Origin of the sequence: Litorisediminicola beolgyonensis (genome assembly GCF_042679605.1) — a bacterium.
Taxonomy (GTDB): domain Bacteria; phylum Pseudomonadota; class Alphaproteobacteria; order Rhodobacterales; family Rhodobacteraceae; genus Litorisediminicola; species Litorisediminicola beolgyonensis.
The window spans coordinates 15118-33060 of sequence record NZ_JBHTMU010000042.1 but is presented as its reverse complement, the minus strand read 5'-3'; the positions used below and the strand labels follow the sequence as shown (position 1 = coordinate 33060).

Annotated in this window: 21 protein-coding genes and 1 pseudogene; 7 read left to right on the top strand and 15 right to left on the bottom strand. The window is 67.7% G+C overall.

The genetic code is table 11. The features are described from left to right. From ACFQ4E_RS17570 to ACFQ4E_RS17515, 12 genes and pseudogenes are all read right to left on the bottom strand, one after another. Positions 1 to 271: pseudogene (locus ACFQ4E_RS17570) on the bottom strand (hypothetical protein); the annotation flags it as partial. Positions 272 to 301: 30 nt separating this feature from the next. Then, positions 302 to 1477 carry an NADH-quinone oxidoreductase subunit E gene (locus ACFQ4E_RS17565; protein ID WP_386805834.1) on the bottom strand — a complete coding sequence of 392 codons (1176 nt, stop codon included), beginning with the start codon at positions 1475 to 1477 and terminating at the stop codon, positions 302 to 304. Then, positions 1477 to 1764: a hypothetical protein gene (locus ACFQ4E_RS17560; protein WP_386805833.1), complete on the bottom strand. Its 288-nt coding sequence runs from the start codon at positions 1762 to 1764 to the stop codon at positions 1477 to 1479. The genes ACFQ4E_RS17565 and ACFQ4E_RS17560 overlap by 1 nt, the downstream gene beginning before the upstream one ends. Before the next feature lie 8 nt (positions 1765 to 1772). Beyond that, a complete protein-coding gene (locus tag ACFQ4E_RS17555; protein WP_386805832.1) occupies positions 1773 to 2093 on the bottom strand; it encodes a hypothetical protein in 321 nt (106 codons plus the stop codon). Between the two features lie 58 nt (positions 2094 to 2151). Beyond that, on the bottom strand, positions 2152 to 3372 hold the full coding sequence (locus ACFQ4E_RS17550; protein ID WP_386805836.1) for an NADH-quinone oxidoreductase subunit D: 1221 nt from the start codon (positions 3370 to 3372) through the stop codon (positions 2152 to 2154). Continuing rightward, positions 3372 to 3557, bottom strand: a complete 186-nt coding sequence (locus ACFQ4E_RS17545) for a hypothetical protein (RefSeq protein ID WP_386805831.1) — start codon at positions 3555 to 3557, stop codon at positions 3372 to 3374. Before ACFQ4E_RS17545 ends, ACFQ4E_RS17550 begins: the two co-directional genes overlap by 1 nt. Continuing rightward, positions 3554 to 4162, bottom strand: coding sequence for an NADH-quinone oxidoreductase subunit C (locus tag ACFQ4E_RS17540; RefSeq protein ID WP_386805830.1), 609 nt, complete (start codon positions 4160 to 4162; stop codon positions 3554 to 3556). The genes ACFQ4E_RS17545 and ACFQ4E_RS17540 overlap by 4 nt, the downstream gene beginning before the upstream one ends. A 10-nt stretch (positions 4163 to 4172) precedes the next feature. Beyond that, positions 4173 to 4706, bottom strand: coding sequence for a NuoB/complex I 20 kDa subunit family protein (locus ACFQ4E_RS17535; RefSeq protein ID WP_386805829.1), 534 nt, complete (start codon positions 4704 to 4706; stop codon positions 4173 to 4175). Further along, a complete protein-coding gene (locus tag ACFQ4E_RS17530; RefSeq protein WP_386805828.1) occupies positions 4697 to 5062 on the bottom strand; it encodes an NADH-quinone oxidoreductase subunit A in 366 nt (121 codons plus the stop codon). The genes ACFQ4E_RS17535 and ACFQ4E_RS17530 overlap by 10 nt, the downstream gene beginning before the upstream one ends. A 441-nt stretch (positions 5063 to 5503) precedes the next feature. Then, positions 5504 to 7069, bottom strand: a complete 1566-nt coding sequence (locus ACFQ4E_RS17525; protein WP_386805827.1) for an AMP-binding protein — start codon at positions 7067 to 7069, stop codon at positions 5504 to 5506. 1 nt (position 7070) lies between these two features. Beyond that, positions 7071 to 7400, bottom strand: coding sequence for a hypothetical protein (locus tag ACFQ4E_RS17520; protein WP_386805826.1), 330 nt, complete (start codon positions 7398 to 7400; stop codon positions 7071 to 7073). A gap of 7 nt (positions 7401 to 7407) precedes the next feature. After that, positions 7408 to 7899, bottom strand: coding sequence for a lysozyme inhibitor LprI family protein (locus ACFQ4E_RS17515; protein WP_386805825.1), 492 nt, complete (start codon positions 7897 to 7899; stop codon positions 7408 to 7410). A gap of 139 nt (positions 7900 to 8038) precedes the next feature. On the opposite strand from ACFQ4E_RS17515, the gene ACFQ4E_RS17510 reads away from it, so the two are divergent. Further along, complete coding sequence (locus tag ACFQ4E_RS17510) at positions 8039 to 8509, top strand: pyridoxamine 5'-phosphate oxidase family protein (protein ID WP_386805824.1); 471 nt, start codon at positions 8039 to 8041, stop codon at positions 8507 to 8509. Between the two features lie 27 nt (positions 8510 to 8536). Beyond that, positions 8537 to 9004, top strand: a complete 468-nt coding sequence (locus ACFQ4E_RS17505) for a CreA family protein (protein WP_386805835.1) — start codon at positions 8537 to 8539, stop codon at positions 9002 to 9004. A gap of 128 nt (positions 9005 to 9132) precedes the next feature. Here the strand turns inward: ACFQ4E_RS17505 and ACFQ4E_RS17500 are convergent, their stop codons facing one another. Continuing rightward, on the bottom strand, positions 9133 to 9795 hold the full coding sequence (locus ACFQ4E_RS17500; RefSeq protein ID WP_386805823.1) for an HAD-IA family hydrolase: 663 nt from the start codon (positions 9793 to 9795) through the stop codon (positions 9133 to 9135). A gap of 110 nt (positions 9796 to 9905) precedes the next feature. Here ACFQ4E_RS17500 and glmU point away from each other — a divergent pair, with 110 nt between their 5' ends. Genes glmU through ACFQ4E_RS17485 form a run of 3 tightly spaced genes read left to right on the top strand, consistent with a single transcriptional unit; the run spans position 9906 to position 13761 of the window. Further along, the gene (glmU, locus tag ACFQ4E_RS17495; protein WP_386805822.1) at positions 9906 to 11261 is read left to right on the top strand and encodes a bifunctional UDP-N-acetylglucosamine diphosphorylase/glucosamine-1-phosphate N-acetyltransferase GlmU; all 1356 of its coding nucleotides are present in this window, start codon (positions 9906 to 9908) and stop codon (positions 11259 to 11261) included. Further along, on the top strand, positions 11261 to 13075 hold the full coding sequence (gene glmS, locus ACFQ4E_RS17490) for a glutamine--fructose-6-phosphate transaminase (isomerizing) (RefSeq protein WP_386805821.1): 1815 nt from the start codon (positions 11261 to 11263) through the stop codon (positions 13073 to 13075). Before glmU ends, glmS begins: the two co-directional genes overlap by 1 nt. Beyond that, positions 13072 to 13761: a DNA alkylation repair protein gene (locus tag ACFQ4E_RS17485; protein WP_386805820.1), complete on the top strand. Its 690-nt coding sequence runs from the start codon at positions 13072 to 13074 to the stop codon at positions 13759 to 13761. The genes glmS and ACFQ4E_RS17485 overlap by 4 nt, the downstream gene beginning before the upstream one ends. Here the strand turns inward: ACFQ4E_RS17485 and ACFQ4E_RS17480 are convergent. After that, complete coding sequence (locus tag ACFQ4E_RS17480) at positions 13758 to 14267, bottom strand: hypothetical protein (RefSeq protein ID WP_386805819.1); 510 nt, start codon at positions 14265 to 14267, stop codon at positions 13758 to 13760. The two genes, ACFQ4E_RS17485 and ACFQ4E_RS17480, sit on opposite strands and share 4 nt — an antisense overlap. A 78-nt stretch (positions 14268 to 14345) precedes the next feature. Between ACFQ4E_RS17480 and moaA the strand changes: the two genes are divergently transcribed. Next, entirely contained in the window at positions 14346 to 15353 is a 1008-nt protein-coding gene (moaA, locus tag ACFQ4E_RS17475) for a GTP 3',8-cyclase MoaA (protein WP_386805818.1), read from the top strand. 96 nt (positions 15354 to 15449) lie between these two features. Here the strand turns inward: moaA and ACFQ4E_RS17470 are convergent, their stop codons facing one another. Then, positions 15450 to 16544, bottom strand: coding sequence for an anhydro-N-acetylmuramic acid kinase (locus ACFQ4E_RS17470; RefSeq protein ID WP_386805817.1), 1095 nt, complete (start codon positions 16542 to 16544; stop codon positions 15450 to 15452). Positions 16545 to 16631: 87 nt separating this feature from the next. On the opposite strand from ACFQ4E_RS17470, the gene tyrS reads away from it, so the two are divergent. Continuing rightward, complete coding sequence (gene tyrS, locus ACFQ4E_RS17465) at positions 16632 to 17921, top strand: tyrosine--tRNA ligase (RefSeq protein WP_386805816.1); 1290 nt, start codon at positions 16632 to 16634, stop codon at positions 17919 to 17921. Positions 17922 to 17943 lie beyond the last annotated feature (22 nt).

Below are 17943 nucleotides of genomic sequence, written 5' to 3'. Positions count from 1 at the left end.
CCGGTGCCGGTGCAGGCGCGGCTGCAGGTGCCGCCGCGGGCTTCGCCGCGCCGCCGCTTGTCGCCGCCGACCCCGCCGAGGTCATGGGCGAACAGAAAATCCAGCTGAACAGGAAGCCCAGCACGAGGAAGAGAAGACCGCCGATGAAAATTGCCGCGACCCAGCCGTATCCGCCGATTACCAGAAGCAGGATGCAGGCCAGAAGCCCCACCCCCGCCGCGAGCGCCCAACATCCTGTCTGACAGCTCATTGCACTGTTACGATTAGCCATTCGTCCCCTCCCCGGGCCATGTCCACATGGTTACGTATCTTGGACATTGCCCTTTTTGGCGCGGGTTGAGAACTCCGTTTCGCCGCCCTCGTGCAGGACTTTCGCCTGATTGACCCAATCGTCGCGGCTGACCCGGCCCTTGAATCCCTCGAGATTCTCGTCGACCCAGGCGATTTCCTCGCTCTTCCAAGAGGCGATCTGGTCGAAATGATAGACACCCATCGAGTGCAGAAGCTGCTCGAGTTTCGGCCCGACGCCCTTGATGAGCTTCAGATCATCCGCGCCGCCGTCGCGCGGAGCGTCGCGCATTTCGGGCTTGGTGCCGACCGGTTCGTCGCTCGCGTCCGGCGTCTTCTCGACCGGATCGTCGGCGCTCGGAGGGTTGGCGGTGGACTGGGCCGTCGCCTGACGCTTGTCGATGCCGGTCTCGTCGGCAAACGCGCCGCCGGACACCTGCGGGGTGTGCGGCGTGGGCTCGGCATCGCCGTCGATGTCCGAGCGGTCGCGCCATGGCGCGCGCAGCGGCACCTCGGTGCCGTCGATGCGCTTGACCGTGTCGCCGATCGAGACCGCCAGCGCGACCGAGCCGTTATAGGTCTCGTCGCCCTCGGCCTGACCGGAGAGCGTCGTGACGCCACCCGCGGGCTCCGACGAGAAGCGCCCGCTCTGCGAGCCGGGCTGCGGGACCTCGCCGCGACCCAGCGCGTCGATGATCTCGCCCAGCCGTTCGGCGGTCAGGTCCTCGTAGTAATCCTTGCCGATCTGCGCCATCGGCGCGTTCGCGCAGGCGCCGAGGCACTCGACCTCTTCCCAGGAAAACTTGCCGTCGGCCGACAGCTCGTGCGGGTTCTTCGAGATTTTCTCCTGGCAGACGCCGATCAGGTCCTCGGCGCCGCAGATCATGCAGGAGGTCGTCCCGCAGATCTGGATATTCGCAACGCTGCCAACGGGATGCAGCTGGAACATGAAGTAGAAAGTCGCGACCTCGAGCGCCCGCATATAGGGCATCGACAGAAGCTCTGCGACATGCTCGATCGCCGGGCGCGACAGCCACCCCTCCTGCTCCTGCGCCCGCCACAGCAGCGGGATGATCGCCGAGGCCTGGCGGCCTTCGGGGAACTTGGTCATCTGCGCCTCGGCCCAGGCCTGGTTGTCGGGCGTGAAGGCAAAACTTTCGGGCTGGTCGTGGTGAAGACGGCGAAGCATCAGTTCAGGTCCTTCACGGCATTGGTTCGTTTCAGTTCATCGAAGCAGGGCTCGCAGATCATCGTGATCCCCGCATGTCCTTCGGTCTCGTCGTCCCAGACGCCGCCATGGGCATCGAGCACCGCGTCGCACTCTTCGCACCACGCGTTCACATGGCCGGTCTCTCCGCGCAGCCAGGTCACGCCGGGGCTCCGGCCGTCGCGGCGCGCCGTGGCGAGATGGCGACAGACGAACGCGGGCGCGACACGCCCGTGGGTGACGCAGTCAAGCTGGCCGATCCCGCCCATCGCGTCGCTCAGCCCGCCTCGGCGGTCTCGACCGGCGCGGGCTCTGCCGCCGGAGTGCAGGGCCCGGAGACAACCCGCACGCCGCCATTCTCAAGCCGGAGGGCTTCCTGCCGCTCGACCTTCATGGCGGTGATGTCGAGCACCTGCTGACGGTTCAGGCCCGCCTGCAACTCGACCGGCAGGTAATCCGCCTCCGAGACCATGTCGCAGCCAATGGTCGCCACCGCCGCGTCGTAGCGGGCGACATCTTCCTCTTCGATGCCTTCCGGCAGGGTCTCGCACGCGGCGAGCCCGAGGGCGAGAAGCGGCAAGGTTCGGGTCAGGCGCATCGGGCGGCCTCCTCTGGGGTCGGGCGCGCGCCAAATCCTGCGCGCCCGAGCGTGGGTGTCAGCGGTCGATCTCGCCAAAGACGACATCCATGGTTCCGATGATGGCCGCGACATCGGCCAGCTGGTGCCCCTTGGCGACGTGATCCATCGCCTGAAGGTGCAGATATCCCGGAGCGCGCAGCTTGGCGCGGTAGGGTTTGTTGGTGCCGTCGGCCACGAGATAGACGCCAAACTCGCCTTTCGGAGCCTCGACCGCGGCATAGACCTCGCCCTCGGGCACGTGGAAGCCCTCGGTATAGAGCTTGAAATGGTGGATGAGGGCCTCCATCGAGGTCTTCATGTCCGACCGCTTCGGCGGCGTCAGCTTGCCGCGCGCCAGGACGTCGCCCTGGTTGGCCGGATCGCGCAGCTTCTCGATCGCCTGGTGGATGATCTTCACCGACTGGCGCATCTCTTCCATGCGGACGAGGTAGCGGTCGTAGCAATCGCCGTTCTTGCCGACGGGGATCTGGAACTCGAACTCGTCATAGCATTCGTAGGGCTGCGCCCGGCGCAGATCCCAGGCAAGCCCGGAGCCGCGCACCATGACGCCCGAGAAGCCCCATTCCTCGATCTCCTCGACAGAGACGACCCCGATATCGGCGTTGCGCTGCTTGAAGACCCGGTTCTCGGTCAGGAGCCCGTCGATATCGTCCATGACCTTCGGGAACTCGTTCGCCCAGGTCTCGATATCGTCGATCAGCTCGGGCGGCAGATCCTGATGCACGCCGCCGGGACGGAAATAGGCGGCATGGAGCCGCGCCCCGCAGGCGCGCTCGTAGAAGACCATGAGCTTCTCGCGCTCCTCGAAGCCCCAGAGCGGCGGCGTCAGAGCGCCCACATCCATGGCCTGAGTGGTCACGTTCAGAAGATGGTTCAGCACCCGCCCGATCTCGCAGAAGAGCACCCGGATAAGCTGCGCGCGGCGCGGCACCTCGGTCCCGGTGAGCTTCTCGATCGCAAGACACCAGGCGTGTTCCTGGTTCATCGGAGCCACGTAATCGAGCCGGTCGAAATATGGGAGGTTCTGCAGGTAGGTCCGGCTCTCCATCAGCTTCTCGGTGCCGCGATGCAGAAGCCCGATATGGGGGTCGCAGCGCTCGACGATCTCGCCGTCAAGCTCAAGCACGAGCCGCAGCACGCCGTGCGCCGCCGGGTGCTGGGGACCGAAATTGATGTTGAAGTTGCGGATTTTCTGCTCGCCCGTCTGGGCGTCTTCGAACCCTTTCGCGCCGTCCATCATGCGCGTCCTCCGTCGATGTCGTCCTTGAAGGCCATGAGCCAGAGCAGGACCAGGGCCACCAGGGGCACGAGTGCGAATATCGCCACCCAGTTCGGCATGCCGAACCGCGGCAGGAGCCGCCAGAACGGGATCACCACCAAGAGGCCGAAGAGAAAGCTCCAGAAAAGGCCGCCGCCCATCATGCCTTCTCTCCCGATTTCTCGTCTCCCGGAAGCACGTATTCCGCGCCCTCCCAGGGCGACATGAAATCGAACTGGCGGTATTCCTGCACGAGGCTCACGGGCTCGTAGACCACCCGCTTCTGCTCTTCGTCGTAGCGCACCTCGGTATAGCCCGTGGTCGGGAAGTCCTTGCGCAGCGGGTAGCCGCGGAAGCCGTAATCGGTGAGGATCCGCCGCAGGTCCGGATGGCCCGAGAAGAGGATCCCGAACATGTCGAAGATCTCGCGCTCGAACCAGTTGGCCGAGGGATGCACGCTGGTGATCGACGGCACCATGTCGTCCTCGCGCACCTGCACGCGCAGTCGGATGCGGTGGTTCTGCCACATCGACAGGAAATGGTAGACCACGTCGAAGCGCTTGGCGCGCTCCGGCCAGTCGATGGCGGTGATGTCCACGAGCGAGGTGAAGCGGCAGGTGGCGTCGGTCTTGAGAAACTCGACGATGCCGCGAATGTTCGCCAGGGCCACGTCCACGGTCAGCTCACCGCGCTCGACGGACCAGCCGAGCACGCAATCGGGACGCTTGGCCTCGATATAGCCGCCGAGCTCTCTCAGTTCTGCAGGCATGTCCTCTCCCTCAGCGCGTCAGCGTGCCGGTGCGGCGGATTTTCCGCTGCAGGGCCATCAGCCCGTAAAGCAGCGCCTCGGCGGTCGGCGGGCAACCCGGCACGTAGACATCGACCGGAACGATCCGGTCGCAGCCGCGCACCACGGAATAGCTGTAGTGATAGTAGCCGCCGCCATTGGCGCAGGAGCCCATCGAGATCACGTAGCGCGGCTCGGGCATCTGGTCGTAGACCTTGCGCAGCGCCGGCGCCATCTTGTTGGTCAGCGTCCCCGCGACGATCATCAGGTCCGACTGGCGCGGGCTGGCGCGCGGCGCCGAGCCGAAGCGCTCGAGATCATAGCGCGGCATCGAGGTGTGCATCATCTCGACCGCGCAGCAGGCGAGGCCGAAGGTCATCCAGTGCAGAGACCCGGTGCGCGCCCAGTTGATGATGTCCTCGGTCGAGGTCAGCAGGAAACCCTTGTCGGTGAGCTCGCGGTTGAGGTTCTGCACCGCGACCTCGCGGTCTGGCCCCGCGGTATTGGCGCCGGTCATCACTCCCATTCGAGCGCTCCCTTCTTCCATTCATAGGCAAAGCCGATGGTGAGAACCGCCAGGAACACCATCATCGACCAGAAGGCCGTCATCGAGACATCGGCAAAGGACACCGCCCAGGGGAAGAGAAAGGCGATCTCCAGGTCGAAGATGATGAAGAGGATGGAGACGAGATAGAAGCGCACGTCGAACTTCATCCGCGCATCGTCGAAGGCGTTGAAGCCGCATTCATAGGCCGAGACCTTCTCGGGATCGGGACGGCGCACCGCAAGCACCACGGCGGCCAGGATCAGGACGAGGCCAAGACCGATGGCGACGGCCAGAAAGACGAGGATGGGCAGGTATTCCCTCAGCATCTCTTCCACGGGGAGCGGCTCCTTTCCAGTACCGGGCGTCCCGGACAGGCCGGGCCCCGGCACGCATGTGGCGAGGTTCGTTCCCAAACCATCTATCGCCGTGGGCAGGGGGGGTCAACGGGGCGCGGCCCCTCCCCGCCCCGGCTTTGCCGTCCCTGCCCGCCCAGGCGGCACCATGCGAACGCCTCCGCGGCACGCTCCGCCACGACCCATGCACACGCGCCGACCCGACGCGCCCTCGTTTGGCCAGACGCGGGTCCCGCAGCAGTCCCTGTCGCACCGCCCCCGGAACAGCCCGGCCCCCTGCCCTTCATCTGTCCAAAAAATATCCCGGAGAGCGCGAGAGGCGGCGCCTCTCGCATGCGGGCCGCAGGCCCGCTTCCCCCGCGCTCAGCCCCGTGCCCGCAACCGGTCCCGGACAGGACCGCGACATCGGCGACCACCAGTCCCTCAGGCGGCCCCGTCCCCCTCCGCCCGGGCGCGGGCCTTGAGCTCCTTGCGGATCACCTTGCCGGTCACCGTCATTGGCAGCGCGTCAACGAAGGCGACCTCGCGCGGATAGGAATATCCCGCGAGCCGCTCCTTGACCCAGGCCTTCAGCGCCTCGGCCAGGGCCGCATCGGCCCGGTCGGGGTCGCGCGGGACCACATAGGCCTTGACGATCTCGCCCCGGATCGCGTCGGGCTTGCCGACCACGCCCACGGTCACCACGTCCTCATGGGTCAGAAGGCAATCCTCGATCTCCGACGGGCCGATCGGGTAGCCGCCCGAGGAGATCACGTCATCCTCGCGCCCGACAAAGCGGATCGCGGCGCCCTCGCGGATGCCCCGGTCTCCGGTCAGCATCCACTTGCCGCGAAACTTCGCCGCGGTCTCGCGGGGTTTGCGCCAATATTCCAGCATCATCGAGGCCGAGCCGCGCTTGACCGCGATCTCGCCCTCGCCCTCGGTCGGCGCGCCGTCCTCGTCCAGGACCTCGATCCGGTGCCCGGGAACGGGCCTACCGATGCAGCCAGGTTCCGGCTCGAAGAGCGTGCCGCAGGACGACAGCACCATGTTGCACTCGGTCTGGCCGTAGAACTCGTTGATCGTGACGCCCAGCGCCTCCCGGCCCCAGGCCAGCATCTCGGGCCCGAGCGGCTCGCCGCCCGAGGCGACCGAGCGCAGACCCTCGATCCGGGTTCCCGAGGCGCGCAGCATCCGCAGCACGGTCGGCGGGAAGAAGACGTTGCGCACCCCGCCCGTGCGGCAGATCCGCACCGCGTCATCGGGCGTGAATTTCGGCAGGCGTGCCGCGACCACGGGAACGCCGAGCGCCAGCCCCGGCATCGCCACGTCGAACAGCCCCCCGATCCAGGCCCAGTCCGCGGGCGTCCAGAGCACATCGCCGCGCTGCCCGAGGAAATCGTGGCTCATCTCGACCCCGGGCAAATGCCCTGTCAAAAGCCTGTGACCGTGAAGCGCCCCCTTCGGCGCGCCCGTGGTCCCGGAGGTGTAGATCAGGACCGCCGGATCGTCCGGCGCGGTCTCGATCTCGGCCACCGTCGGCCGGGCACCGGCGGGCAGGCTGTCCTCAGTCACGAGACCCAGCCCGAAGCCCCTGAGCGCCGCGCGCCCCTCCGCGTCGGTCACCACGACGCCCAGACCCGAATCGTCGATCCGCGTCTCGAGCGCATCGCGCTTGAACAGCGTGAAGAGCGGCACCGAGATCGCGCCCAGCCGCCAGATCGCCACATGCGCCGCGAGGGTCAGCGGCGATTGCGACAGGAGCACGCCCACGCGGTCGGTCCGGCGCACGCCCTTCTCGATCAGCGCCGCCTCGACCCGCCGCGAGAGCTGCCAGAGCTGCTTGTAGCTCCAATCCCGGCGCGTGCCGCCGGACAGGTCGATCACCGCGATTCGGTCGCCCTCGGTCGCGGCCCAGCCGTCGCAGACCTGGTGCGCCATGTTCAGGACATCGGGCAGGTCCCAGCGAAACCTGTCGTAGAGCTGCTCGTAGGGGCGCGGTCGCAGCATCTCAAACTCCTTCGGGGCCGACCACGCGCATCAGCGCGCCGTCGCGGCGGTGGTAATAGGTGTAGTGCCGGTCGGGATCATGCGGCTCCGGTCCGCAGATCACCACGAGCCAGGCGCCGGAATTGCCAGGCGCGGGGCGCGCGCGGCACTGCTCGGCCCGCGCGCCGTCGGCGGTGCCCGCCGCTTCGCGGTCGGACAGGTAGCGCGCGGCGGCGCGCTCGATCACGTCGGTTTCGGTCAGGGTCGCCACGTGCCAGCCTTGCCGCCACCCGAGAAGCGCGGCCAGCACGACAAGCAGACCCACCGGCAGAAACCAGACCCATCGCGGCATTCCGGTGTCACCTGTTGAGACTGTAGTAGAACTCGATCGCCTTCTGCGCGGTGCGGTCGCGCAGGCATTCGGCGGCGTAGATCACCCGGATCGACCCGCCGCCCGCGCTGTCATAGGCCGCTTGGCAGGCGGCCTCCTTTTCCGCGATCCAGGCGCGCTGACCGGCCAGGAGACGGTCCCAGCTGCCATTTGCCTTGGCGCGCTCGCGCATCGGTCCCCACCAGCGGTTGAGAAGCGCGTCCCAGGCTTTCTGCTCGGCCATCAGGCACTCGGAGATGCCGAGTGTGGTCTGATCCCGGCAGCCCTCGCTCAGAAGCCCGATGCAGCGCGCCTCCGCGGCGCGGGCCTGCCCGGCCCCCGCGGTGCAGCCTTCGAGCGCGCGCTGGTCGCCCGCGCCCTGTGCCTGCGCAAGCCCCGGAGCGAGAAGCATCGCCGCGGCCAGTCCTGCACATAAGCTCAGCCAGAGCCGTGTTCCGCCGCGTGTCGCCTCGTGCCGCATCGTTCGTCCCCCGGATCGGATCCCTTGGCGAAGGCTAGCACCCTCTTGCGCGAAGACCAAAGCCCTCGGATGCGCCGGAACGAAGCTGCGCGGCCAAACGTTTCTCTCCCGAACACCATTCTTTCCGAAAGGACACGCCATGAGCACCGATCTCAAACAGGAATTCTGGACCCGTCTCGCCGATGTGCGCGCAGGCATGCTCGACACCGGCCAGGGCCGGTTCGTGCCGATGTCGCCCTATGCCGAGGCCGACGAGAGCGCGATCTGGTTCATCACCGCCAAGGGCACCGATCTCGTCGACGCGGCCGAGGCCGGGGGCGACGCGACGCTGATGATCTCGGACCCCAAGGCCGATCTCTACGCGCAGGTCGAAGGCCGCATCGCGCTCGTGGACGATTCCGAGAAGCTCGACGAGATCTGGAACGGCGTCGCCGCCGCTTGGTTCGAGGACGGCCGCGAGGACGACAGCGTCCGGCTGGTGAAGATGACGCCCAAGAGCGCCGAGGTCTGGGCGACCAAGGGCAGCGCCGGGTTTCTCTACGAGATCGCCAAGGCGCATGTGACGCATGACTTGCCCGACATGGGCGATCACGGCACGGTCACCTTCTGACCCCTCGAACCCCGGAGATCGCCTATGATGCGCCGCCTCGCCTACGCCGCCCTCGCCTGCCTCGCCACCACAGCCTTTGCCGAGCAGGTCGGCGAGATCGATGTCGACTGGGTCGGCAATGACATCATCATCGAGGCGATCTCCGATCCCGATGTGGAGGGCGTGACCTGCCACATCGCCTATTTCGAACGCGGTCTCTTCGACCGGTTGTCCAAGGGCAACTGGTTCGAGGACCCGTCGAACGCCTCGATCGCCTGCCGCCAGACCGGCCCGATCACCATCGGCGATATCGACCGCGACGAGGACGGCGAAGACGTCTTCCGCACATCGCGCTCGATCATCCTGAAGTCACTGAGGGTCAAGCGGGTCTGGGACGAAACCAACCGGACGCTGATCTACGTGGCCCACGCGGCCGAACTGACCGACGGATCGGCCAAGGTCTCGATCTCGACGGTTCCGCTCTTCGAGCCGCAGGCGACGAAACCGTCCGAATGAGCGCGGCCTGAACCAGCGCTCCGCCCGTTCATCTTATCGCGTCCCCACATGTCCCGGAAACCAGCGCGCGGCCCGCACGGGCCCCGCTCCGCTGGATCACCGGCCCCGTCGAACGAGACCGGAGACCCTCAATCCAGAAGGCGCGCCGCGACCGCGGGCAGTTCCGCGTAGCTTGCGATCACCGCGTCGGGGTCCATGCGCGCCACGCCCGGCCCCTCCGGCCCGAACCCGACCAGCACCGAGGGCACCCCGGCCGCCCGCGCCGTCTCGCGGTCGGTTTCGGTGTCGCCAACGAGGAGCGACCGGCTCCGCGCGCCGCCTGCCCGGTCCACCGCCTCGAAAAACGGCGTCGGGTCGGGCTTGCGGACCGGCAGCGTGTCCGCGCCGACGAGCGAGGCGAAGAGACCCGCCACGCCGAGACGCTCGACCAGCGTCACCGCCAGCCCTTCTGGCTTGTTGGTGCAGATGCCCACCGCCATGCCCTTGGCCCGCAGGGCCTCCACCGCTTCGACCGCGCCGGGGTAGAGCCGCGTCTCGACGCAGATCGCGTCGCCATAGGCGCGCAGAAGCTCCGGATACCAGCGGTCGATCACCGCGTCGTCGACCGCGCCGATCCGCCCGAGGCCAAGCCGCAGCATCGCGCGCCCGCCCCGGAACGCCGTCGCCGCATCGGCGACCGGGTCGAGCATCGCGCCCGCTCCCATCCCGCGGAAGCAGTGGTTTGCCGCCGCGATCAGGTCGGCGGAGGTGTCCGCCAAAGTGCCGTCGAGGTCGAAGATCACCGTCCGCATCGCGCGCCTGCCTCCTGTCACGACCCGTCACACAGCGTGATGCGGCCCGCCTTGTCCTGCGTCGCAGGACGGTTAAAACGGGCGCGACCGAATGACAAAGAGATAATGGCATGAGCATCGCGTTGGTCATCCTGGCCGCAGGCAAAGGCACACGGATGGAGTCGGACCTCCCGAAGGTCCTCCACAAGATCGGCGGCGCTCCGATGCTGCATCACGCCATGCAGGCGGGCGCGGCGCTGACACCCGAACGCGTCGTGGTCGTCGCGGGCCACGGCGCGGATCAGGTCGCCGAGACCGCCCGGGACCTCGATCCCGAGGTCGAGATCGCACTCCAGACCGAACAGCTCGGCACCGGCCACGCGGTCCTCCAGGCCGCCCCGGCGCTCGACGGGTTCGAGGGCGACGTGATCGTGCTGTACGGCGACACACCCTTCATCAGCCAAGAGACGCTCGAGGCCATGGCCATCGCCCGCGCCCAGAACGATGTCGTCGTCCTCGGCTTCGAAGCCGCCGATCCGGGGCGCTACGGCCGCCTGGTCATGGCCGGCGAGACCCTCGACCGCATCGTCGAGTTCAAGGATGTGACGGATGAAGAGCGCGGCATAACGCTCTGCAATTCCGGCGTTCTCTGCGCTGACGCCACCACGCTTCTGTCGCTTCTCGCGGAGGTCGGCAACGACAATGCCTCCGGCGAGTACTACCTGACCGACGTGATCGCCCTGGCCCGCGCCCGCGGCCTTTCCGCGACCGCCGTGACCTGCCCCGAGGCCGAGACCCGCGGCATCAATTCCCGCGCCGAGCTTGCCGCCGCCGAGGCCGAGTTCCAGGCCCGCGCCCGTGCCGCTCTGATGGAGGACGGCGTCACGCTGCAGGCGCCCGAGACGGTCTTCCTCAGCCTTGACACTTTCATCGGCCGCGACACCGAGATCGAACCGAACGTCGTCTTCGGTCCCGGCGTCACGGTGGAAAGCGGCGCCCGCATCCGCGCGTTTTCACATCTCGAAGGCTGCCATGTCAGCCGCGGCGCGGTCGTGGGCCCCTATGCCCGTCTGCGCCCGGGGGCCGAGCTCGACGAGGACGTCCATGTCGGCAATTTCGTCGAGATCAAGAACGCCCATCTCGCGGCGGGCGTGAAAGCCAACCACCTGAGCTATCTCGGCGATGCCGAGATCGGCGAGAAGACCAATATCGGCGCGGGCACCATCACCTGCAATTACGACGGCGTCTTCAAGCACCGCACCACCATCGGCGTGGGCGCCTTCATCGGCTCGAACACGATGCTGGTGGCGCCGGTGACGGTGGGCGACGGGGCTCTGACCGGCTCGGGCTCGGTCATCACCGAGGACGTGCCCGACGGCGCGCTTGCGCTCGGGCGGGCGAAGCAGGAGACCAAGCCGGGCCGCGGCCGCAAATTGTTCGATATGTTGAAGGCCCGCAAAGCAAAGCTCCAGAAGGAGGCGCAATAATGTGTGGAATCGTCGGGGTGCTCGGCACCCACGAGGTCGCGCCGACCCTGGTCGAAGCGCTGCGGCGCCTGGAATATCGCGGCTATGACAGCGCCGGGATCGCCACCGTCAACAGCGGGCGGCTGGACCGTCGCCGCGCGGTGGGCAAGCTGCACAATCTCTCGGACCTACTCGTGCACCAGCCCCTGCCCGGCAAATCCGGGATCGGCCATACCCGCTGGGCCACCCATGGCGCGCCGACCGAGGCCAATGCCCACCCCCACCAGGCCGGGCCCGTCGCGGTCGTCCATAACGGCATCATCGAGAACTACCGCCTCTTGCGCGAGGAGCTCGCCGAGGCCGGCTACAGCTTCGCCACCCAGACCGACACCGAGACAGTCGCGCTTCTGACCCAGCACCACCTTTCGCAAGGCATGGCGCCCGAACAGGCCGCCTATGCCACGCTCGAGCGGCTGGAGGGCGCCTTTGCCCTGGTGTTCCTCTTCGAGGGCGAGGACGATCTGATGATCGCCGCGCGCAAGGGCTCTCCGCTCGCGGTCGGCCATGGCGAGGGCGAGATGTATGTCGGCTCGGACGCCATTGCGCTTGCGCCGCTGACCGACCGCATCACCTATCTCGAAGAGGGCGACAGCGCCGTTCTGACCCGCAGCTCCGTGCGGTTCCGCGATGCCGAGGGCCAGCAGGTCGCGCGCGAGGCCAAGCGCATCCGCATGGATGCCGCGCGCGTCGACAAGTCGGGCTACAAGCACTTCATGGCCAAGGAGATTTTCGAGCAGCCGACGGTTCTCGCCGACGCGCTGCGCGCCTATCTCTCGCCCGAAGGCATCCATCTCGGCGCGGATGCCGGACTGGCGGGCGTCCAGCGCATCACCATGGTCGCCTGCGGCACCGCCTTCTACGCCTGCCTGACCGCGAAATACTGGTTCGAACGGCTGGCGCGCGTGCCCGTCGAGGTCGATATCGCCTCGGAATTCCGCTACCGCGAGCCGCCGATCCCCGAGGGCACGCTCGCGATCTTCGTCAGCCAGTCGGGCGAAACCGCCGACACGCTCGCCGCGCTGCGCTATTGCAAGGGCCGAGCCGCCTCGATCCTGTCGGTGGTCAACGTCGCCGAAAGCTCCATCGCCCGCGAAAGCGATGTCGCCCTGCCGATCCATGCCGGGGCCGAGATCGGCGTCGCCTCGACCAAGGCCTTCACCTGCCAGCTCAACGTCCTCTACCTTCTGGCGCTCGAAACCGCGCGGCTCCGGGGCGAGATCGACGCAGAGGGGATCTCCGAGCGGCTCGACGCCCTGCGGAGCCTGCCCGGCCTCTTCAACGCGACGCTGGAGCGCGACGACCGCATCGCCGACGCCGCGCTGGCCCTCTCCGAGGCGCGCGACGTGCTGTTCCTCGGGCGTGGATTGATGTACCCCCTCGCGCTTGAGGGTGCGCTTAAACTCAAAGAGATCAGCTACATACATGCCGAAGCTTATGCGTCGGGCGAACTGAAGCACGGCCCCATCGCGCTGATCGACAAGACCGTTCCGGTGGTTGTCATGGCGCCGCGCGACGGGCTCTTCGACAAGACCGTCTCGAACATGCAGGAGGTCATCGCGCGCGGCGGTCAGGTGCTCCTGATCACCGATGCCGAAGGCGCGCGCGAAGCCGATGGCGAGACCTGGCGCACCATCGTTCTGCCGGACGTGCCCGAGGATCTCGCCCCGATGCTCTACGCGCTGCCCGCCCAGCTTCTGGCCTATCACGCCGCCGTCGCCAAAGGCACCGATGTCGACCAGCCGCGCAACCTCGCCAAATCGGTGACGGTCGAGTGACACCGGACGCGGCCATCGCCGCGCTGGAAGCCGCCGCAGTGCCCGGCCGCGCAGGAGAGATGGCTGCCTATCACAAGACCGCTCTGCGCCGCCTCGGCACGCCCAACCCCGAGATCAATGCGCTGTCGCAGGAGTGGCGGCGGAGCCTCCCGCTCGACGCCCGCCTCGCGCTGGCCGACGGCCTCTGGCGGAGCGGCGTCTTCGAGGCAAGCATCGCCGCCGCCAAGCTCCTGACGCAGGCGCGCATCCCGGAGGACACGGAGGTCTGGCGCTTGATCGCGTCATGGGTGCCCGAGTTCGACGGCTGGGCAATCGCCGATCACGTCGCCTCGGCGGGCGGGCGTAGGCTCGCCGCCGATCCGTCCCGACTCGACGAGGTCGAGACCTGGCTCGCTGCCGATCACCTCTGGACCCGCCGCGCCGCGCTGGTTTTCACCCTGCCCTTCGCCAAGGGCCGCCACCCGGACGCGACGACCCAGGCCGTCCGCGACCGCGTCCTGGGCTGGGCCGAGCAGCTCCTGCCAGACCGCGCCTGGTTCATCCAGAAAGCCATAGCCTGGTGGCTGCGCGAGCTCTCGAAACACGATCCGGACCGGGTGCGCGCCTTTCTCGACACCCATGGCACCGAGATGAAGGCCTTTGCCCGCAAGGACGCCGCGCGGCTCTTGCCTGCGACCGGCGCCTAGCTGTTGGGCGGCGTTCCCTCGTAAAGCTCGACCGTCGGCAGATCGGTCAAGGGCGCCTCGATCAGCCGCATCGCCGAGAGCGACAGGCGGCTCCCCGCGGTCGCCTCGCCGGGGATCGGAATGATCTCGACCTGGCTCGACAGCCCGGTCGCGGGATAGACCACCCGGCCCGGTCCCGCATCATCCGTGAGCGGCGTCTCGATCCAGAAGCCCGACCGGGCCGGATCGCCGAGCGACGCGACCGTCGTCCCCAGAAGCACCTCGCCCGCCGGATCGGCCGGAGCGGCCGAGGCCGCGGCGCGCTCCTCGACGGTGGTGGTGTCGAACTCCTCCTCGGTCCGCGCCGAGGGCGGCGGCGGTGCGAGCACTGGAACCGGCGCGGCGGCGGTCTCGACCATCTCGGCCTCGGTGGCCTCGGGACCGGTCACGGGCTCGACCTGGCTCATCTCCGTGCAGGCGGAAACGAGCGGCAGGACGGCGAGGGCCAGGGCGGTGTTTCGGATCATTCTCTGCGACCTTTGTCCTTGGGGGGAGGGGCCCGGCAATACTTGCGTCGATTTCTCCGAATTACTAGGTTCGCCTGCATGATACCTTCCCTGGTCGATCCCTTTCAGCGCCCGATCTCCTACCTGCGCGTCTCCGTGACGGATCGCTGCGACTTCCGCTGCGTCTATTGCATGTCGGAAAACATGCAGTTTCTCCCCAAGAAGGAGCTGCTGACGCTGGAAGAGCTCGACCGCATGTGCTCGACCTTCGTGCGCCTCGGGGTCGAGAAACTGCGGATCACCGGCGGCGAGCCGCTGGTCCGTCGCAACATCCTCAGCTTCTTCCGCTCGATGACGCGCCATCTCGAGAGCGGCGCGCTCAAGGAACTGACGCTGACCACCAATGGCTCGCAGCTCGAACGCTTCGCGGGCGATCTCTGGGACGCGGGCGTGCGCCGGGTCAATGTCTCGGTCGACACGCTGGACGAGACCAAGTTCGCCGATATCACCCGCTGGGGGCGCCTGCCGCAGGTGCTGCGCGGCATCGACGCGGCGCAGAAGGCGGGCATGCGCGTCAAGCTCAACGCCGTGGCGCTCAAGGGCTTCAACGAGGACGAGCTCTTCTCGATGACCGAATGGTGCGCCGAGCGCGACATGGACCTGACCTGGATCGAGGTCATGCCGATGGGCGATATCGGCAACGAGGACCGTCTCGGCCAGTACTGGAAGCTCTCCGACCTGCGCGCGCGGCTGGCCGAACAGTACACGCTGACCGACCTGCCCGAGCGCACCGGCGGCCCCGCCCGCTACGTCCGGATCGAGGAGACCGGCCAGAAGATCGGCTTCATCACGCCCCTCACCCATAATTTCTGCGAAAGCTGCAACCGGGTGCGCCTGACCTGCACGGGCGAGCTCTTCATGTGCCTGGGCCAGGAGGACAACGCCGATCTGCGCTCGGCGCTGCGCAATCACCCCGGCACTGACGCCCCCCTCGAGGACGCGATCCGCGCCGCCATTGCGCGCAAGCCCAAGGGCCATGATTTCGACTATTCCCGCCAGTCGGTCGACGGCCGCGTCTCGCGCCACATGAGCCATACCGGCGGCTGATACGGTGCGCGTGGCCCGGCCCGGGCGCGCCTCTTCAGCGTTTCTTCTTTTTCCAAATACGCATCCCTCCCTCCGCCGCCCCAAGGCGACCTCGGGTCAGGGGCGGCTGATCTCTCCCCCGCCCACCGCCGCGCCGACGCCGGTGGTCGTGGGACAGGAGGTCGGCAGGCCGTAGAGCACCCTGACCGCGAGATAGGCGAAGGCCTCGGCCTCCAGCATGTCGCCGTCGAGGCCCGCCTCCTCCACCGGCACCACCGGGCAGTCGAGCCCTGCCGCCAGCATCGCCATCATCACCGGGTTCTTGCGGCCGCCGCCGGTGACCAGAAGTCGCTCCGGCGGCGTCGGGCAATGCTCCACCCCGCGCATCACCGCCGCGGCGGCCATCGCCGTCATGGTGGCGGCGGCATCGGCATCGTCCAGCTCGCGGACGAGATCGAGCATCACCGAGAAATCGTCCCGGTCGAGCGATTTCGGCGGCATTTTCAGGAAGTAGCCTTCTTCGAGGAAGAGCTCGAGCGCGCCGTCGACAACCTGGCCTTCAGCGGCGAGCGCCCCGTCGCGATCATAGGAGAGGCCCCGGCGTTCGCTCAACAGGTCGTTGAGCGGCGCGTTGGCCGGGCCGGTGTCGAAGGCCAGAAGCGCGCCCGGAGCCTCCGGGGCCTCCGAGGCCGGATCGACCCAAGTGAGATTGCCGACGCCGCCCAGGTTGAGAATTGCGAGCGGTCCGGAGGCGCCCAGGCCCCGGGCGCAGGCCCAGTGGTAGAAGGGTGCCAGCGGCGCACCCTCGCCGCCCAGTTCGACATCGGTCGAGCGGAAATCCCAGACCACCGGGCGTCCGAGCGCCTGAGCGAGCGCCGCGCCATCGCCCAGCTGGTGCGTCCCGCGTCCACGCGGCTCATGCGCCAGCGTCTGGCCGTGGAAGCCCACGAGCTCCGCCTCGGGAAACTGCGACAGAAGCTCCAGGTGCGCGCGCTCGATCACCTCCTGCGCCGCCTCGAGGCCCGGCCCGGGCCAGCGGCCGAGCGCGGCGCGCAGCACGCGGGTCTCATCGTCGCTATAGGGCCGGTAATCCGAACGCCCGCGTTCGAAGACGGTCACGCCGTCGGTCAGCACCAGCGCGGCATCGACCCCGTCAAGCGAGGTGCCCGACATCGCGCCCAGCGCCCAGATCGGCTCTTGTCTCCGTGCCATCCCGACTGCCCCTGCCCGGTTTTCGCGGGTTTTCACCGCCCGCGCGGCGTTCTATGACCGCCCTTGTCATTCTACGAGGGAAGACCCATGACCTACCATCCCAAATCGGACTTCATGCGCGTCATGATCGAGCGCGGCTTCCTGGCCGATTGCACCGATTACCAGGGCCTCGACGAGGCGCTGATCAAAGGGGTGGTGCCGGGCTATATCGGCTTCGACGCAACCGCCAAGTCGCTGCATGTCGGCTCGCTCATCCAGATCATGACCCTGCGCTGGCTGCAGAAGACCGGCGGCAAGCCGATCACCCTCATGGGCGGCGGCACCACGAAGGTGGGCGACCCGAGCTTCCGCGCCGACGAGCGCCCGCTGCTGACGCCTGCGCAGATCGACGACAACATCGCAGGCATCCAGCAGGTCTTCGCGAAATACATCAGCTATGACGAGGGACGCCCCATGCCCTCAAGCAACGAAGTGGTAGGGCAGGACAGTGTCGCGCTCATGCTCAACAACGCCGAGTGGCTCGACGGACTCAACTACCTCGATTTCCTGCGCGATATCGGGCGGCATTTCAGCGTCAACCGGATGCTGTCCTTCGAAAGCGTGAAGTCGCGGCTCGACCGCGAGCAGAGCCTGAGCTTTCTCGAATTCAACTACATGATCCTGCAGGCCTACGACTTCCTGGAGCTCAACCGGCGCTACGGCTGTCTCGTGCAGTTCGGCGGCTCCGACCAGTGGGGCAACATCGTCAACGGCATCGACCTGACGCGCCGGGTGCTGGATCACGAGATCTACGGTCTGACCACGCCGCTCCTGACCACCTCGGACGGCAAGAAGATGGGCAAGACCGCCGTTGGCGCAATCTGGCTCAACGCGGACATGCGCAGCCCCTACGAGTTCTGGCAGTTCTGGCGCAACACCACCGACGCCGATGTGGGCCGGTTCCTGAAGCTCTATACCGAGCTCCCGGTCGAGGAATGCGACCGCCTGGGCGCGCTGGCGGGATCCGAGATCAACGAGGCCAAGATCGTCCTGGCCGACGAGGTCACGACGCTCTGCCACGGGGCCGAGGCGGCGGCTGCCGCGCAGGCCACGGCGCGCGAGGTCTTCGAGAAAGGCGGCGTCGGTGACGACCTGCCGACGCTCACGCTCGAGCGCTCGGAAGTGGCCGACGGCATCTCGGTGGTGCAGCTCATCGTGCGCGCGGGCCTTGCGAAATCCGGCAAGGAGGCAAAGCGCCTGATCTCCGAGAACGGCGCGCGGATCGACGATCAGCCGCTGACCGACGCAGGAATGATGCTCGACGCGGGCGCGTTCTCGTCGCCGGTCAAGCTGTCGGCGGGCAAGAAGCGGCACGCGCTCGTCAAGCTCGACGGGTGATCCCTGAGTGCTGACGTTCGGT

Bases quoted from the DNA above. Each gene is read 5' to 3' on its own strand.
- ACFQ4E_RS17565 (WP_386805834.1), bottom strand. From the start codon at position 1,477: ATGCTTCGCCGTCTTCACCACGACCAGCCCGAAAGTTTTGCCTTCACG.
- ACFQ4E_RS17560 (WP_386805833.1), bottom strand. From the start codon at position 1,764: ATGGGCGGGATCGGCCAGCTTGACTGCGTCACCCACGGGCGTGTCGCG.
- ACFQ4E_RS17555 (WP_386805832.1), bottom strand. From the start codon at position 2,093: ATGCGCCTGACCCGAACCTTGCCGCTTCTCGCCCTCGGGCTCGCCGCG.
- ACFQ4E_RS17550 (WP_386805836.1), bottom strand. From the start codon at position 3,372: ATGGACGGCGCGAAAGGGTTCGAAGACGCCCAGACGGGCGAGCAGAAA.
- ACFQ4E_RS17545 (WP_386805831.1), bottom strand. From the start codon at position 3,557: ATGATGGGCGGCGGCCTTTTCTGGAGCTTTCTCTTCGGCCTCTTGGTG.
- ACFQ4E_RS17540 (WP_386805830.1), bottom strand. From the start codon at position 4,162: ATGCCTGCAGAACTGAGAGAGCTCGGCGGCTATATCGAGGCCAAGCGT.
- ACFQ4E_RS17535 (WP_386805829.1), bottom strand. From the start codon at position 4,706: ATGGGAGTGATGACCGGCGCCAATACCGCGGGGCCAGACCGCGAGGTC.
- ACFQ4E_RS17525 (WP_386805827.1), bottom strand. From the start codon at position 7,069: ATGCTGCGACCGCGCCCCTACGAGCAGCTCTACGACAGGTTTCGCTGG.
- ACFQ4E_RS17520 (WP_386805826.1), bottom strand. From the start codon at position 7,400: ATGCCGCGATGGGTCTGGTTTCTGCCGGTGGGTCTGCTTGTCGTGCTG.
- ACFQ4E_RS17515 (WP_386805825.1), bottom strand. From the start codon at position 7,899: ATGCGGCACGAGGCGACACGCGGCGGAACACGGCTCTGGCTGAGCTTA.
- ACFQ4E_RS17510 (WP_386805824.1), top strand. From the start codon at position 8,039: ATGAGCACCGATCTCAAACAGGAATTCTGGACCCGTCTCGCCGATGTG.
- ACFQ4E_RS17505 (WP_386805835.1), top strand. From the start codon at position 8,537: ATGCGCCGCCTCGCCTACGCCGCCCTCGCCTGCCTCGCCACCACAGCC.
- ACFQ4E_RS17500 (WP_386805823.1), bottom strand. From the start codon at position 9,795: ATGCGGACGGTGATCTTCGACCTCGACGGCACTTTGGCGGACACCTCC.
- glmU (WP_386805822.1), top strand. From the start codon at position 9,906: ATGAGCATCGCGTTGGTCATCCTGGCCGCAGGCAAAGGCACACGGATG.
- glmS (WP_386805821.1), top strand. From the start codon at position 11,261: ATGTGTGGAATCGTCGGGGTGCTCGGCACCCACGAGGTCGCGCCGACC.
- ACFQ4E_RS17480 (WP_386805819.1), bottom strand. From the start codon at position 14,267: ATGATCCGAAACACCGCCCTGGCCCTCGCCGTCCTGCCGCTCGTTTCC.
- moaA (WP_386805818.1), top strand. From the start codon at position 14,346: ATGATACCTTCCCTGGTCGATCCCTTTCAGCGCCCGATCTCCTACCTG.
- ACFQ4E_RS17470 (WP_386805817.1), bottom strand. From the start codon at position 16,544: ATGGCACGGAGACAAGAGCCGATCTGGGCGCTGGGCGCGATGTCGGGC.
- tyrS (WP_386805816.1), top strand. From the start codon at position 16,632: ATGACCTACCATCCCAAATCGGACTTCATGCGCGTCATGATCGAGCGC.